Source organism: Luteolibacter sp. Y139, from assembly GCF_038066715.1.
GTDB classification, from domain to species: domain Bacteria; phylum Verrucomicrobiota; class Verrucomicrobiia; order Verrucomicrobiales; family Akkermansiaceae; genus Haloferula; species Haloferula soli.
The window spans coordinates 1107312-1121968 of the sequence record NZ_JBBUKT010000001.1; the positions used below are offsets into that span (position 1 = coordinate 1107312).

Consider the following 14657-nt stretch of genomic DNA (forward strand, 5'->3'; position numbering starts at 1 on the left):
AATCAATGGCAAACGAGGAAAACCGCCAGGTCACGCGCACTCCGCCACCATCTGGGCGCAGGGTTTCATCGTGGCACCGGCACGGACACGCTCGAGATCGCCGCGCAGGCCACGGATGAAGGCGTCCATGCCATGCCAGATGCCGCGGTAGAATTCAGCGTCGGTCGCTCCGGCCGCACGCAAGGCACCGCGATGATTCACCCACAGCACGGTCCCCGCCGCCAGCCCGCGGAAGCGAAATGCCAGCTCCCATAGCCGGCCGAAAGGACGCTTCTCCGAGGCGAGGCGCGCACGGTGAAAGGCGATGTGCCCAGCCTCGTCGCGGATGATGAGCGCGCACATCCCGCGCACCGCCTCGTCCTTCACATGCTTGCGCAGCATCTTGTAGTAAACGTGGCTGACGATTTCGGTCAGCAGTAGCGCGTAGAGTTCGAACTGCACCCCGGCGAGCTTCCGCACACCGCAGAACAAGCTGAAGCTCCAGTGCTCCCGGATCTCCGGTGCAAAGAAGCGCCTCAGCGCACTGCCTAACAGCCGCGAGTGCTCCCGCTCCTCCGCGAACCACAGATCAACCAGCTCCTTCAGCCCCGCGTCCGACGCGAGCAGGCGCTGGTGATCCCATGCGATCAGGTAAGCGGGACCGCCACCATCCCCGAGCTGGAATTGCTGGAGCGATTTCACGAGTTTGGCGAGAGCAGGCCCGCGCAGCGAAATCGGAGCATTCCAGTCGGGCTCGGGGCGGTCTTCGGCATTGCGGCGGAAGTGTTCGGTCCAGTAGTCGAGATTCATGGTCGTGATGAGTTGCGGCATCATTCCGCCTGAATTCGGAGAAGCGGGTTCGATGGACCGGTGAAAACCCTGCGAAGCTTTCGTTGCATTTCCGTGGCGAGCGGGCAGCGTCCGCGCCATGCACCGCCAGCCCCTGCTCGACCAGCTCACCGCCTATGCCGCGAAGCATCCGGACGAGGCCGCGACGGTCAGCCGCTTCATCGACTTCGTGAAAATGGAAGCCGACTGCTTCGAGCGCTCGCTGGCGATCGGCCACGTCACCGGCTCGGCGTGGATCGTGAATGCGGACGGCTCACAGGTGCTGCTCACCCACCATGCCAAACTCGACCGCTGGCTCCAGCTCGGCGGCCATGCCGATGGCGAGGCCGACGTGCTCGCCGTGGCCCTCAAGGAAGCCCGCGAGGAATCCGGCCTGACCGACTTCGAGCCGGTCGGCGATGGCATCTTCGATCTGGACATCCATCCCATCCCCGCGCGCAAGAGCGACCCGGAGCACCTGCACTATGACGTCCGCTACGTGCTGCGCGCCACCGGCAACACCGACTACATCGTCAGCGATGAATCCCACGACCTCCGCTGGGTCACTCCCGACGAGGTCGAGGACCTGACCGGTGAGGAGTCGATGCTGCGAATGGTGAGGAAATGGAAAGCCTCCCTGCTTCCCTGACGCGCCGCTTTCAGCCAAGGTGAAGCCGTGAAGATCGATTTCGGCGACGTCTTTGCCAGCGGCATAGGCTGGCTGGTGAAACAGATCTTCCTTTTCGTCGCGTCGATGTGGCTCGGCTGCACGGTGGGAGCAGCTGCCTTGGTGGCCGGCCGGCTAGTCAAGGGATGGGGCTTCGAAGGAGAGATCCTACTCTACAGCCCGGCCCTGTTGCTTTCGATGTGGCTGCTCCCCAACATCTTCTTTCTCGGGGCGTCGATGTATTGGTTCATCCGCAATGAAACCAACACGCCACTCGCCTGCGGTATCCTTGCCGGCGTCGAGGCCTTGGTTTGTTTGGCGGGAAGAACCGGCAGGTTCTATGATTGGCTTCCGAAGTCAGTCGCATGGGTGACGTGCGTGGTGCTTATTGTCATGATGGCCACAGGCCTCTGGTTCCTCCGCCAGTGGCAGATCAACCGCTGGGCCATCGAGCTTGAAGAGCTCAAGGCCGAAAACGCCATACGACGAGCGCAGTTGAAGGAAAAGTTCGGCACCGACAGCGCCGGGATCGACGAAACCGGGATTCTCTGACCACGCGTCCGCCCAACAAAAAAGCGCGGCCCCGAACGGGACCGCGCTTTGAGAAGAGAAACCAGACAGGATCAGCTCAGTAGTCAGCCGGGCCGTTGACACCACCAGCAGCCTGCTCCGGGGTGATCTTGAGCGCCTTGTAGCCGCCGATCGCCTTGAAGAAGACCAACAGCAACAGGTAGATCACGGCCATGGTGGCCGGGATGAAGGAGTCGGCCTTCAGGGTCTTGCGGTCACCGATGATGCTGGCCTCGGAAAGCGTCTTCTGTTCTTCCGTGCGCTCTTCCGGCTTCGCCGTCTGGGCGGCGGAAAGCTTGGTGCCGTCGAGGCCCGTCACTGGTTCGAGGAACAGGAAGGAGCCCGGCTTCTCGGCCTTATTGGCCTCGTAAACGGCGGGAGCGGTTTGCTTGAGGTGCTCCACGGTGAAGCGGTCCTTCGCATAGCCAAGTCCCGGGCCGCCAAGCAGACCGGCGGACATCATGCCAATGCCACCCATGATCGACATGGCGATGGCACCCGTGCGCGGGAAGCGGTCACCGATGACCGCCAGCATGGTCGGCCAAAAGAAGGTCTTGCCGAGCGCGTAAACGCCGAGGGCTCCGAGCGCCACGGCGAAGCTGGTGATGTTACTGACGAGGTTGAGGCCGATCACGGCAAGGATCGCGCAGATGACCAGCAGGCCGATTGGCGAAACCTTCAGCTTGCTTTCGATGAAGTGAGCGCAGAAGCGCAGCGTGAACATCAGGAACGAGGTGAACACGAACAGAATCTTGCCTTCCGTGGGAGAGAGGATGTTACCCGTGATGTTCTGGATCCAGCCGTCAGTGCCGAGTTCAACGGCACCCACCAGGGCGTGAGTGATGAAGAGAACGAAGAGAAGGAGCGAGCCAATGGAGAACTGGGTGAGGACACCCACGACCACCACGATGACACCACCAACGGCCCACGAAGCCGCTTGGGGAAGATGAAGGGCGTTCTGGAAGAACAGCACCAGCAGGTAGGCAGCAACGGCGGAGCCGAGGATACCCACTTCCTTGAGCATGTCGCCGACCTTGAGACCCTGGGCAGCAGCTTCCGATTTCGGGAACGATTGGCCGAGGAAAGCGAACCCGTAGAGGATCACGGGAATCAGGAAGAGACCGAGCTGGATCTGCCAGGAGACGCCGGCACCGCCGAGCGTCCAGCCGATCACGCCGCCGACGACCATCCCTGCCGGCCACGAAGCGTGAAGGATGTTGAGGTAGTGAGTGCGGTTCTGCGGGAAGAGCGTGGCGACCAGCGGGTTGGCGACGGCTTCAAGCGTGCCGTTGGCCAAGGCGAACACGAACGTGCCCCAGTAGAGGAAATTGTAGGCAGTCTCCTGGGACTGGCCCTTGTGCGCGGCGAAGGTGATGAGCGCCGAGACCACGTGGAAGAGGAAGGCCGCGAAGACCAGCTTGCCGTAGCCGATCTTGTCCACGATCACACCACCGATGATGATGCCGAAGCAGAAGCCGGTGAAACCTGCCCCGCCGATGTCACCCAGCTGGGTCCCGGTGAAGCCGAAGTCGGCGGCCCAGTTGGCGAGGATGCCGCCGCGGACACCGAAGCCGATACCGGCAGCCAGAATGGCGAGGAAACCGGCCCATAGGAGCCGTTTGGCATTATGAGCGACGGGTTGATCGCTGAGTGTTGTGGTCATAAGGTTTCTTGGGAAGTGGCGGTCTGTCTAACGGTCGTCGGAAAGCATGGCAAGCATGCGGAATGGCAGCGGGCAACGGTTTTGCCGGACCTTTCCTTTCTCCGATGTCGCAATCATCCAAGGCTCCGACGAGAAAACTACCCTAACGATCGCTTCCCTGCATCAGCGGGCGCTGGACACACGAACAGCAGCCGCCGCTGGCGGGTTGAAGCCCGGCCAAAACGCGTCCAAGCTCCTGCCGTGAAAGAGGGCCTTGACTACTCCCCGAAGATCGATCCGCTGCGGCAGCATTGCCCGGTGCGCGCCGCACTCGACGTGCTGACCGGGCGCTGGAAGCCATCCATTCTCTGGGAAATCAAGGATGGCACGCGGCGGTTTTCGGACATTCAGGGCACTTTGCCCGGCATCAGCGCGCAGGCACTGACCGTGCAACTCCGGCAATTGGAAGCGGATGGCATCCTGGAGCGGACCGTCTATCCGGAAATTCCGCCGCGGGTGGAGTATGCCCTCACCGATCACGGCCGCTCGCTCGCGGTGCTGATGGACGAGTTGGAAAACTGGGGAAGCAAGCACCTCGAGCGGCAGGGCAAGACGCCGGCGACCCGGTGCTGAATTCAGGATACTCGCTCACATCTTCGTGAGTGGCTCACAATCTTGGGACGAAGCGGAAGACTCCGGAGCATGCCACGCTGGCGGTGTATGAAGACACTGCTCGTTATCGACTCCAGCGCCCGCTCAAACCGCTCCACCACCCGCGCCCTCACCCATCGCTTCGCCGAAGCATGGAAGGGACGATTCGGAGACTCCGCCGTGATTCACCGCGATCTCGGCGCGAATCCACCGCCTGCCATCGACGATGCTTGGATCGCCTCCGCCTTCGGGCCGCCCAACGGCGAGACGCCGGCAGCGCTCTCCAGAAGCGAGACCTTCATCAGCGAACTCTTCCAAGCGGACGTGATCGTGATCGGCGCTCCGATGTACAACTTCGGCATGCCCGCAGCCTTGAAGGCTTACTTCGATCAGATCGTGCGCGTCGGCCGCACCTTTGATTTCGCGGAGGATCCCGAGAATCCTTACAAGCCCCTGATTCCCGCGAAGCCTGTCGTGGTCGTGACTTCCAAGGGCTCCGGCGAATACGAAGCGGGCGGCATGCTGGAGAGCCTGAACTTCCTCGAACCCCACTTGGCCACCATCCTCGGTTTCATCGGGCTCGGCAATATCGCCTACGCGAAAGTGGCGCGCGAGGAGTACAAGGACGAGCTGTGGCAGCAGATGGTGCGGGAAGCTGAAACCACGGTGGACCGCCTTGCCGCGGATCTCGCGATTTCCTGACCAGCAGGCTTTCCTAGTTCACCAGCTCGTAAACGACCCGGAGGAATTTTTTCTCGATGCCATTCCTTGGAACGATGTAGCCGGGGGAATTTTCGCTGACTCCCTCCTGAGTCCAGGTCTTGAGATCGGTGGAGGCTTCTCCGTGGCGCACGATCCCCGGTGGCGCGGGAGGAACGACCAGCCAGACCTCCCACGGTGTCATGATCTGCGGGAACTTCGGCATGGAGGTGGGATTGTTCGGCAGGGTGCTGAACGCGTACTCGCCGACATTGCTCCAACCGTCGCCATCAAGGTCAGCGGAAGGAGCAGCCAAGGGATCTGCCGGATTGGCGAAGGTCGCGATCCAGCCGGTGAAGGCGGAAGCAACCACCAGCGTTCCATTGGCACTGCCGACAAAGCCGGGCGTGGTCACGGTGGCGACCACGGCATAGCTGCCGGCATTCAGTGGCAACGTGGCCGAGCCATCGTAGGTGACCACCACCGTCACTCCGGACGGATCGGTGGTCACGCTGGCGGCCTTCGTCGAACCATCGTAGACGCTATTCAAGCCCGACAATTGAACGGTGACCGGAACCACCGGCGCATCTGCGATCTCAAGCGTGACACTGGACGGGGCCATCGCCGCAAAACCCGCATTGGCGGAAGGAATCGAAAGCACCAGCGACTCCGTTCCCTCGACCAGGGAATCCAGCAACGAGCCCACCTGGCCCGTGACGCTGGTTTGTCCCACCGGCAGCGTCAGCGTGAGCGAGCCAAAGAGATCGGCCGGGCTCGCCGTGCCGGAAACCTCAAGCGGAACCGCCACGGCCTGGGCGAGCGGCAGGGGCGTCGAAAGGGAAATACCCACGGTGGCCGAGGGATTGTTCTCCGACAGCGCGGTTCCCGAGCTTGTCAGCGAGAGCTGTGGCCGGAAGGGATCCAAGGCCGCGAGCGGGAAGAACTTCACGTCATCGACGTTCCAGCCGTTGACGATGGTGGAGTTGTTATGCGCCAGCCGCCAGCGGAAGACGATGCTCTCGCCCGCCCAAGCAGCGGGCAACTTCACCCGCGTGCTGATGAAGCTCGATGCATTGCCCGTCCATGCCTCGCGGCCGTTGATGGCCGAGCCCGCACTCGCGGAAATCGTGCTGTTATAGTCACCGGCCAGCACCGAGGCGGCGGAGTTCATCAGGTCAAACCACGCGCCACCATTCCGGGATGCCTCGAGGACGCCGCCGTCACGCGTGGACTCCAGCAGATACTGGTGGGCGAATTCCAAGATCCCTCCGCCCGCGCCAACCGTCATGGCCGGAGCAGAGAGAATCGCTTCGCCAGTGGTCGTGACCGATGGCGAGAACATTGAGTTCGTCGTACTCTTGGAGCGGATCGACGACACCACCCAAGGACTGCCAGATCCGGTGACCGATTGGCTCCACCCCGCCGGCAAGCTGGCGGACAAGTCGAAGTGTTCGTCGAGCGGTGCCGGCCCGAGCGAGGTTCCCAAGGTTAGAGAAAACGGCACCGCAGCCGAATAGCCGGTAGCATTCGCGGAAAGCTGGAGACTGACCGCCTGCCCGACGGTACCTGCCACCGCGAAGGTGAAGATCCTCTCGCCCGACTCCTCCCCGGGAGCCAGCGTGCCGAAATTCTGCGCATTGCCGAACACGGTCACCCCCGCCAGTGCCGAAACCGATGCCGTGATATTGGTCGCCGTAAGGTTGCCGGCATTGGTGAGCGTGATGCCCAGCTGGATCGTTTCGCCGGGGTCGGGCGCGCCGTTCGCCCCGCTGTTGGATTCGGCGGCAAGACGCCGGGACGTGACGACAAGCTGGGGTGCCGGAGGAACCCCCTCCATCAGCACTTCCATCCGGTAGAGCTGGGCCCGGTCATTGGTCCCGCCGCGGACCCGGATGTAGTGGGTGCCAGCGGTGGTGAATTTGAAGGTCTTGATTTCCTCGGTGACACCCGCCGCCTGCGTCGGCGCGGTGGTCATCACCGTGGTGCCATTCGGCCCTAACAGATCAAGCACCAGATCCTGCTGGGTGGTGGGATCGAAGGCGGTCCCTGCGGTGCATGTGCCGTCGGAATTTTGAAGTCCTTCCAGGTAGGTGTCATTCACCGGATCTGAAGGAAGGATCGGATCGGAAGGGATGATGCGGACGGTCATCTGCTGGGTGGTGGCGGCCGTAAAGGAAAAGAGGTCGGTGTCGCTGTTGTCATCGATGCTCAGCCATTGCCACGAGGCCAGGGTGCCAGGCGTCAGGGAAATCGGCGTGGCATTGGCCGTGGTATCGTTGTTGCGGACGGAGTCGTGGACTTCCAGCGGGTCGCCGTAGTTCCGCTGGTGCGAGTAAATGTCATCGAACTGGCAGCCACGGAAACTGAGGTTGATGAAAGGCTCCATCAGCTTCGTCTGGTTCACCGGACAGACGTGGGCGAGGCCGAGCGCATGGCCGATCTCATGCTCCAGGATATTGCGCAGCTTCAGCGAGGTGCTGCTGGTGTCGTTGATGTAGCTGTCACCGGTATCGATCACCACGTCGCCATTGTCCGGGTAGTAGGCATAGGCGAGCGTGTTGCTGTTGCCATCGATCAGGTGGCCGCTGATACGGATATCGCCGCGGGTGCCGAGTACGCCGTAGTCGCCGGTAGTGGTGACACTGTCGATTCCAACACCGTCGTCATTCGGCTCGTAGACGAAACGCAGGCCGGAGATCGCAGCCAGGTTGTCGAAGACGGCCTGGAAGACGGAAAACCATGGTTGCGCCGAGGCCGTACCGGTGGCGCTGCCGCCGTAGATCACCGCCATCCGGGCGCGCAGATTACTGGCATTGGAGGTGTCGCCCGAATCACTCGCAGTGATGGGCGTACCATCCGGTACGATGCTCCAGGTCACGGTGACCGGCTGCCCTTGGGTGCCCTGATTGCTGCCATTGGTCGCGGTCCGGGTCCAGTGTCGGCTGACTTGCAGCGCTTGCACTCCGAAGGCTCCGGCTGCCGTGATCTTCTGTTCCGCCAGCAAGTAGGCCTGGACGATTTCCGGCGGCGTTCCCTGCTCCCAACACTGGACCCTCGGGGTATCGGTGGTGGCGAGTTGACCCGCATAGCGAGCGAGCCGGTCACCCTGTTCCCGGGTCAGGTGCGGATTCAAATCAATGTCCGCCAGCACCTCGTCAAGTGCCGCCTGCTTCCGTGCGGCCAGCTCCGCGGGTGATGGTGGCATGGCATCAGTCGCCGGGTCCTGAGGCGACGCACCGCGCAACGGCTTCCAAGGAATCGGCGTGAAAGCATCGTCCGTCTTCCCAAGCTCCGCCTCTCCCGCCTCGTCTGGAGAAGCTCCAAGCCGCGTGCCTCCCGCCGATCGATCACTCGACTTGGTGGCGGCCATCCCGGTCCTTTCTCCCGGTCCGGGTTGCCGCGTCACAGCCACAAAAACCCCGGCCAGCAACGCCAGCAAAAGCATCAGAGGGACCCGAGAATGCTTCACTATGCCTTAAGCGTTAACAAACGGAGAATTCCCTACAAGGAGGGACTTACCGGCAGATCATGAAAAACCCGTGAAACCGCGTCCGGCTCCTACGGTCGGACGGCCGCCATCCCGACCCCACCACAGCGCCACAAAAAAGCCGGGAGGTTTCCCTCCCGGCTTTTGGAATCGTTGCTGACGCAGCGGATCAGTCTTCGGACGGGCTCCACTCCTCGGCCTTGAAGGCGGCGAGGTTGAAGGCCTGCTCGAGGCCCACCATCTCGGAGGACGGGCGCAGGCTTTCGAAGCTGGCGCTTTCCTTCTTGAGATCGGCTTCGCTGTAGTTGACGGCCTTGATCGAGAGACCGATGCGGCGCTCGACCTTGTCGACCTTGATCACGCGGGCTTCGACTTCGTCGCCCACCTTGATCACGTCCTTCACCTTCTCCACGTGGTCTTCGCTGAGCTGCGAGATGTGGATCAGGCCATCGATGTCGCCATCGAGGCTGATGAAGGCGCCGAAGGAAGCGATCTTCGCCACGGTGCCCTTGACGAGGTCGCCCACCTTGAAGCGCTCGTCGATGTGGCTCCATGGATCGTCCTCAAGCTGCTTGAGGCCGAGCGAGACGCGCTGGTTGGCCTTGTCGATGGAGAGCACGATCGCTTCCACTTCGTCGTTCTTCTTGAGAACTTCGGAAGGGTGATTGATCTTGCGGGTCCAGGACATGTCGGAGACGTGGACCATGCCGTCGATGCCTTCTTCCAGTTCCACGAACGCACCGTAAGCGGTGAGGTTGCGAACCGGGCCCTTGATGGTGGCGCCGATCGGGTAGCGGACTTCGATTTCGTCCCATGGGTTCGGCTCGAGCTGGCGGACACCGAGGGAGATCTTCTGCTCCTCGATGGAGATGCCGAGCACGACGGCTTCGATTTCCTGACCGAGTTCGAGAACATCGCTCGGGCGAGTGATGCGCTTGACCCAGGAGAGTTCGGACACGTGGACGAGGCCTTCGACACCGCGCTCGAGTTCGATGAACGCGCCGTATGGCAGGAGCTTGGTGACCTTGCCCTTGACGTGCGAGCCGATCGGGAACTTGCGCTCGATGTCTTCCCAAGGATTGTCGGACATCTGCTTGAGGCCGAGGGAGACGCGCTCCTTCTCGCGATCCACATCCAGGATGACGACGTCGACCGGCTGGCCGATGACGAGCATCTCGGAAGGATGGTTGATGCGGCCCCACGACATGTCGGTGATGTGGAGAAGGCCGTCCATGCCCTGCAGGTCGACGAACGCACCGAAGTCGGTGATGTTCTTGACTGCGCCGGTGACCTTGTCGCCGACCTTGACGGTGCGCAGGAACTGCTGGCGCAGCTCGGCACGCTCGGCCTCGATGACCTCGCGGCGGGAGAGAACGATGTTCTTCCGCTCGTCGTTGACCTTGACGATCTTGAATTCGTAGATGTTGCCGACGTACTCGTTGAGATCCTTCGGCGGGATGATGTCCACTTGCGAACCTGGCAGGAAGGCTTCGACGCCGACATTGACGGTGAGACCGCCCTTGACGACCGACTTGACCTTGCCGCGAACGAGGCCGCCGTCTTGGAACACCTTGACGATCTTTTCCCAGTTCTGCTTGTGAGCAGCCTTTTCCTTCGAGAGGACAACCATGCCCTCGTCGTTCTCAAGCTTTTCGAGAAGCACTTCGACTTCGTCGCCGGCTTCGATTTCTTCATCCTCGAACTCATTCGATGGGATGGCGCCCTCGGACTTGTAGCCGATATCGACGAGGACGACTTGCGGGCGGATCTCGATGATCGTGCCCTTCACGATGGTTCCTTCGCGGAACTCGCGGAACTTGGAATCGATGAGATCGGCAAGTTCCTGATTGGTTGGGGATTCAAGCACGTTAATGCTCATGGTGGTTTGGTTTGAGGTTAGGTTGTTGGTTTCGCTTTCCTTCCGACATTTGCCCCGATGGAAGAACCGGCGAGCCACGGGGCTCCAACTGCCCGCCGGTAATCTGAAAGGTGAAACGGGGCGGCGAACCTAGGTCGCAGGACCGGGTTGGCAAGCCGAAAAACCCCTGTTTTCAGGGACTTCTGCGGCGGCGGCGGAACACTAGCCCGGAAGCCGCCACAAGGAGCATCGCGGTCGCCGGCTCGGGAATCAGCCCGGCCTTCGAGTAGTCCACCACATAGCCGAGGTCATCCAGCCCCCCGAGAGTGACCGTGGAGAGGAAAAACTGGTTCGAGGCCCAGCCGGTCATCAGCTCGCGGGAAAAATCCAAGCCGGTGATATTGCTGACGAATCCCGTGTTTCCCGCTCCCCCGTCCACCTCGTTCCAGTGGCCATTGGCCGTGCCCGCGCCCCCGCCGAGCTCCACCGGCACGTAGGTCGCTCCGGGCTGGCCGAATTCGTTTTGCCACGCGGCGAGCGCGTTGGGCCCGAAGTACTGGCCGGAGCCGACCGTGTAGAGATTGTAGGTTCCGGCACCTGCGAGGTCGGTATTGTAGGTCCAGAGCGTCCCGATCCCCAGCACGTGGGCCATTTCATGCAGCACCACCCCGAAGAAGGTGTTGTTGGAGATCATGCTGTTCACGTCGGCGGCATCGAACTGCATGCTGCCGGACGCCGAGTAGAGGAGCGCCAAGGTCGGCGCTCCGATAGGGTTATTATCGTAATAGGTGGCCGTCTCAGGCCCGGCGCTCCCGAGAATCCCGCCAACGCCGTCGATAGTCGGCACCGAAACATTGATCGTCAAAGAGTGGGGACGAACCTGACCATTCGAGTCGTAGATCAGATCGTAGCCCACGATGGCCGAATTCCAAAAGGCCGCGGCACCTTCAAATTGCTGCCGCTGGGCTTGGGTGACGCCTGCGTCGAAGTTCAGATTCAGGAGCGTTACCGCCTGGGCCGGCAGGACGAGCGCCGCGGCAATCAAAGGGAGAGGGTTCATCAGCGCCGCGACGCTAACCCTTTGATCCGAAATATCAATCAACGTGTAAGGTTCCGGAAAGCGACGATGCTGCTTGAATTCTCGTCCGCCACTAGAATGTGGCCGCCGGTGGAATCATAGATCACCCCGCAGGCCCCCGGATTGGCAGGCGGACCGCAGGCGAAGCTCTTGCCCGCAGTCAGCTTCCCGTTCTCCGGGTCACGATTGAAGCGCGTCAGGCAGTCCGAGAGCGTGCAGGCGACGGCGACTTGGAAGCCGTCAGGCGAGACGACGATTTCATTCCCGCCATCATAATCCGGCGGCAAGTCCTTGCCAGTCAGACACTGGATGAAATTGAGTTTTCCGGTCTTCTGCTCAATCGAAAAGACGCACACGGCATTTTCCCCGCCAAACCGGCCACTGGAAGTGTAAGCAAAGGCTCCGTCCGGACTGACCGTCACGTGCATCACCCCCAAGAGTCCCGCATCGGCTCCTGCGCCGTTCGAGATCGACTGCAAGAGAGTGAGCTTCCCCGTTTCGAGATCCCGCGAATGAACCAGCACCACCCCGGAGTTGTTCCATGAAGAGAGCAAGGTCTTCCCGTCCGGAGTGACCGCCACCCCGCGCGCGCCGCTCATCCTCGGCATCTTGGGATTCCCCTCGGCGTCGGCCTCCACCGCCTCGGTGAGGGTTTCAACGTGGACCAGCTTTCCGTCTACGATCTTGAAGGAAACGATGGAATCCGCCCCCACCGCGTAGACGAACTTCCCGTCCGGCGAAAACACGTTGTCGATACAGAAGCCGAGGCCGGCCATCGGCTTGTCAGCACCGCCGGCATGGTCGGTCTCGGTGAGAGCCCCGGATTCAGGGTCGCGGCTGAAAAGAATGAGAGACTCCGAACCGAAGGCGGACGCAGCCCCGAGCTTGCCATCCTTGGACAGCCGGAACGACACCGCGCCGCCGTAGTGGTCAGCCGTGATGGATTTCACATGGGTCAGTCGCCCGGACAGCGGATTGCGGACCATCAGGGTGATCAGCCCCTTGTGAAAGGAAGCGGCGTAGGCGTGCTTGCCGCCCGGCGCGAGCGTGATGCTGGTGACCCCGCTGAAGTCCTCGTGGGTCAGCGTCTGGATCAGGCCCGGCTTGGCCGGAGGCTCCACCGGGATGCCCGGCGTAGGCGCGAAATCCTCTCCCGGACCGACCCCACCTCCCGAGCCGGAAGCGGCCATCGCAGGGAGCGCCGCCAGAAAACAGGACGCGAGAAAGACCGAGGGGAGATGGGATTTCATCAGGGTGCAGAAGTTAACAAGACCGGCGGCGACGACAAGAACTCCCCTTGTAACGAGATTCCGGCGGCCGAATTCAAATTCTTCACTAACCAAAGATTGCCAATCTTCGTATTGTCGCACTCTTCCAACGGTGGTAAGAGAATCCATGCACGTTTCCCTTACTCCTGCACTTGAGGAGCAAGTCCGTCTCCGAGTCGAATCCGGCCTCTATAACAACGCCAGCGAGGTAGTCAGGGAGTCCTTGAGACTGTTGGTCGAGCGCGATGTCCTGCGCCAGAGGCTGCAGGCAGAGGTAAACCTGGGAATGGAACAACTCCAGCGTGGCGAGCGGATCACCGTGAACTCGAAAGAAGAGTTCATGGCTCTGGTGAGACAAGGCCGATGAGACTCGACCTTTCCCCAGCGGCAGTGGCCGATCTCGGCTCTATCGCCGATTATACGTTCGAACATTGGGGGTCGGAACAAGAAGAAGACTACCTCGGCGGAATCTGGAACCTGCTGGAAAGGATCGCGGCCAAGCCCGACGCCTTCAGATCTCGCTCCGAATTCGGGAGGGACTGTCGTAGCGCCAAGTGTCGGCGGCACGTGATCTTCTTCATCGCCCAACCGGACCGGATCGAAGTGCTACGAGTGCTCCACGGGTCGATGGACTTCGGCAGCCATCTGCCGGAAGACCTCATGTGACGGGCTTCAGACTTCTAAAAACTTCCCTTGCCTCCCGGCGTCTTGCCCGCTATCCCCGCCGCCCGCCGCGATGCCGGAGACCACTGAAAAGACGCTGAAACTGGCCATTCCCAAGGGTTCCTTGGAAGGGCCGACCCTCGACCTTCTGGCGAAGGCCGGATACGAGGTATACGTCTCTTCGCGCGGTCTCCGCCCCTCGTCCAACGACCCGGAGCTGGATCTCTATCTGATTCGCGCCCAGGAAGTTGCCCGCTACATCGACCAGGGATTCATCGACTGCGGTATCACCGGTTACGACTGGGCCAGCGAGTTCGACGGTAGCCTCGTGGATCTGGTGGAACTTCCCTACTCCCGTGCCACCCCGCGTCCGACGCAGTGGGTGCTGGTGGTCCCGGAAGACTCGCCGATCCGCAAGCCGGAAGACTTGGAAGGCAAGCGCATCGCCACCGAAGGCGTCGCCATCACCGAGCGCTATTTGAAGGCCAAGGGCATCAATGCCGAAGTCGAGTTCTCCTGGGGAGCGACCGAAGTGAAGGTCCCCGACCTCGTCGACGCGATCGTCGATGTCACCGAGACCGGTTCCTCGATCAAGGCCAACAAGCTGCGGATCGTCGACACGCTGCTGACCTCCTTCCCGCACTTCTACGCCAGCCAGGCCGCTGCGGCGGACCCGTGGAAGCGCCAGAAAATGGACCGCCTGACCCTTCTCCTGAAGGCCGCGCTCGAAGCCCGCGACAAGGTGGGCTTGAAAATGAATCTCCCGGCGGACAAGTTGCCCGCCCTGCTGGAAAAGCTCCCCGCGATGCGCCGGCCGACCGTTTCCCAACTCTCCGAAGAGGGCTGGGTCGCCGTCGAGACCGTCATCTGCGAGAAGATCGTCCGCGACATCATCCCGACGCTCAAGGAACTCGGTGCCGAAGGCATCATCGAGTACCCCCTCAACAAGATCGTCGCCTGAACCACCCCTTTCCTATCCAACCGTAACCCCAAGCACCACCATGGGCTCGCTTAAGAAACGCCGTAAGACGAAGATCAACAAGCACAAGCGCAAGAAGCGCATGAAGCAGAACCGCCACAAGAAGCGGCTCCGCTACAAGTCTTAAGGCTTGCGTGCCACGGGCGTGCCCCGTGCTTGAATATCCTCTGTTCTTCCCGACAGGGATCCGGTTCCGCCGGATCCCTGCTTTCGCGTACCTATCCGCAGCATCCTGACGCAGCCGGTGAACTTCACTATTCCCGTATGTATCTATACGGGAATTACGGG

General features: G+C 61.6%; 14 protein-coding genes. 8 read left to right on the plus strand and 6 right to left on the minus strand.

Going from position 1 to position 14657, the window contains the following annotated elements; translation table 11 throughout:
* Window positions 1–30: 30 nt before the first annotated feature.
* Window positions 31–813, minus strand: coding sequence for a hypothetical protein (locus WKV53_RS04600; RefSeq protein WP_341403176.1), 783 nt, complete (start codon window positions 811–813; stop codon window positions 31–33).
* 94 nt (window positions 814–907) lie between these two features.
* Here WKV53_RS04600 and WKV53_RS04605 point away from each other — a divergent pair, with 94 nt between their 5' ends.
* Together WKV53_RS04605 and WKV53_RS04610 are read left to right on the plus strand one after the other, a co-directional pair.
* On the plus strand, window positions 908–1456 hold the full coding sequence (locus tag WKV53_RS04605; RefSeq protein WP_341403177.1) for an NUDIX hydrolase: 549 nt from the start codon (window positions 908–910) through the stop codon (window positions 1454–1456).
* 27 nt (window positions 1457–1483) lie between these two features.
* The gene (locus WKV53_RS04610) at window positions 1484–2026 is read left to right on the plus strand and encodes a hypothetical protein (RefSeq protein WP_341403178.1); all 543 of its coding nucleotides are present in this window, start codon (window positions 1484–1486) and stop codon (window positions 2024–2026) included.
* 76 nt (window positions 2027–2102) lie between these two features.
* Here the strand turns inward: WKV53_RS04610 and WKV53_RS04615 are convergent, their stop codons facing one another.
* Window positions 2103–3707 carry an MFS transporter gene (locus WKV53_RS04615; protein ID WP_341403179.1) on the minus strand — a complete coding sequence of 535 codons (1605 nt, stop codon included), beginning with the start codon at window positions 3705–3707 and terminating at the stop codon, window positions 2103–2105.
* A gap of 240 nt (window positions 3708–3947) precedes the next feature.
* Here WKV53_RS04615 and WKV53_RS04620 point away from each other — a divergent pair, with 240 nt between their 5' ends.
* Window positions 3948–4319 carry a winged helix-turn-helix transcriptional regulator gene (locus WKV53_RS04620; protein WP_341403180.1) on the plus strand — a complete coding sequence of 124 codons (372 nt, stop codon included), beginning with the start codon at window positions 3948–3950 and terminating at the stop codon, window positions 4317–4319.
* 87 nt (window positions 4320–4406) lie between these two features.
* Entirely contained in the window at window positions 4407–5039 is a 633-nt protein-coding gene (locus WKV53_RS04625) for an FMN-dependent NADH-azoreductase (protein WP_341403181.1), read from the plus strand.
* A 13-nt stretch (window positions 5040–5052) separates the two neighbouring features.
* Here the strand turns inward: WKV53_RS04625 and WKV53_RS04630 are convergent, their stop codons facing one another.
* The 4 genes from WKV53_RS04630 to WKV53_RS04645 all read right to left on the minus strand — a co-directional run bounded on the left by WKV53_RS04630 (window position 5053) and on the right by WKV53_RS04645 (window position 12709).
* A complete protein-coding gene (locus WKV53_RS04630; RefSeq protein WP_341403182.1) occupies window positions 5053–8241 on the minus strand; it encodes an MBG domain-containing protein in 3189 nt (1062 codons plus the stop codon).
* Between the two features lie 451 nt (window positions 8242–8692).
* Window positions 8693–10402 (minus strand): 30S ribosomal protein S1, encoded by a 1710-nt coding sequence (gene rpsA, locus WKV53_RS04635; RefSeq protein ID WP_341403183.1) that lies wholly within the window; start codon window positions 10400–10402, stop codon window positions 8693–8695.
* Window positions 10403–10574: 172 nt separating this feature from the next.
* Window positions 10575–11441, minus strand: coding sequence for a leishmanolysin-related zinc metalloendopeptidase (locus WKV53_RS04640; RefSeq protein WP_341403184.1), 867 nt, complete (start codon window positions 11439–11441; stop codon window positions 10575–10577).
* A 38-nt stretch (window positions 11442–11479) separates the two neighbouring features.
* Window positions 11480–12709, minus strand: coding sequence for a lactonase family protein (locus WKV53_RS04645; protein WP_341403185.1), 1230 nt, complete (start codon window positions 12707–12709; stop codon window positions 11480–11482).
* A gap of 145 nt (window positions 12710–12854) precedes the next feature.
* Between WKV53_RS04645 and WKV53_RS04650 the strand changes: the two genes are divergently transcribed.
* From WKV53_RS04650 to WKV53_RS04665, 4 genes are all read left to right on the plus strand, one after another.
* Window positions 12855–13094 (plus strand): type II toxin-antitoxin system ParD family antitoxin, encoded by a 240-nt coding sequence (locus WKV53_RS04650; RefSeq protein WP_341403186.1) that lies wholly within the window; start codon window positions 12855–12857, stop codon window positions 13092–13094.
* Window positions 13091–13393: a type II toxin-antitoxin system RelE/ParE family toxin gene (locus WKV53_RS04655; RefSeq protein WP_341403187.1), complete on the plus strand. Its 303-nt coding sequence runs from the start codon at window positions 13091–13093 to the stop codon at window positions 13391–13393. The genes WKV53_RS04650 and WKV53_RS04655 overlap by 4 nt, the downstream gene beginning before the upstream one ends.
* Window positions 13394–13463: 70 nt before the next feature.
* Window positions 13464–14351 (plus strand): ATP phosphoribosyltransferase, encoded by an 888-nt coding sequence (hisG, locus tag WKV53_RS04660; RefSeq protein ID WP_341403188.1) that lies wholly within the window; start codon window positions 13464–13466, stop codon window positions 14349–14351.
* Window positions 14352–14391: 40 nt separating this feature from the next.
* Window positions 14392–14496 carry an AURKAIP1/COX24 domain-containing protein gene (locus WKV53_RS04665; protein ID WP_169454664.1) on the plus strand — a complete coding sequence of 35 codons (105 nt, stop codon included), beginning with the start codon at window positions 14392–14394 and terminating at the stop codon, window positions 14494–14496.
* Window positions 14497–14657: the final 161 nt, after the last annotated feature.

Excerpts from the sequence above, each read along its gene's own strand:
- WKV53_RS04600 (WP_341403176.1), bottom strand. The coding sequence starts at position 813 with ATGATGCCGCAACTCATCACGACCATGAATCTCGACTACTGGACCGAA.
- WKV53_RS04605 (WP_341403177.1), top strand. The coding sequence starts at position 908 with ATGCACCGCCAGCCCCTGCTCGACCAGCTCACCGCCTATGCCGCGAAG.
- WKV53_RS04615 (WP_341403179.1), bottom strand. The coding sequence starts at position 3,707 with ATGACCACAACACTCAGCGATCAACCCGTCGCTCATAATGCCAAACGG.
- WKV53_RS04625 (WP_341403181.1), top strand. The coding sequence starts at position 4,407 with ATGAAGACACTGCTCGTTATCGACTCCAGCGCCCGCTCAAACCGCTCC.
- WKV53_RS04630 (WP_341403182.1), bottom strand. The coding sequence starts at position 8,241 with ATGCCACCATCACCCGCGGAGCTGGCCGCACGGAAGCAGGCGGCACTT.
- rpsA (WP_341403183.1), bottom strand. The coding sequence starts at position 10,402 with ATGAGCATTAACGTGCTTGAATCCCCAACCAATCAGGAACTTGCCGAT.
- WKV53_RS04640 (WP_341403184.1), bottom strand. The coding sequence starts at position 11,441 with ATGAACCCTCTCCCTTTGATTGCCGCGGCGCTCGTCCTGCCGGCCCAG.
- WKV53_RS04645 (WP_341403185.1), bottom strand. The coding sequence starts at position 12,709 with ATGAAATCCCATCTCCCCTCGGTCTTTCTCGCGTCCTGTTTTCTGGCG.
- WKV53_RS04650 (WP_341403186.1), top strand. The coding sequence starts at position 12,855 with ATGCACGTTTCCCTTACTCCTGCACTTGAGGAGCAAGTCCGTCTCCGA.
- WKV53_RS04655 (WP_341403187.1), top strand. The coding sequence starts at position 13,091 with ATGAGACTCGACCTTTCCCCAGCGGCAGTGGCCGATCTCGGCTCTATC.
- hisG (WP_341403188.1), top strand. The coding sequence starts at position 13,464 with ATGCCGGAGACCACTGAAAAGACGCTGAAACTGGCCATTCCCAAGGGT.
- WKV53_RS04665 (WP_169454664.1), top strand. The coding sequence starts at position 14,392 with ATGGGCTCGCTTAAGAAACGCCGTAAGACGAAGATCAACAAGCACAAG.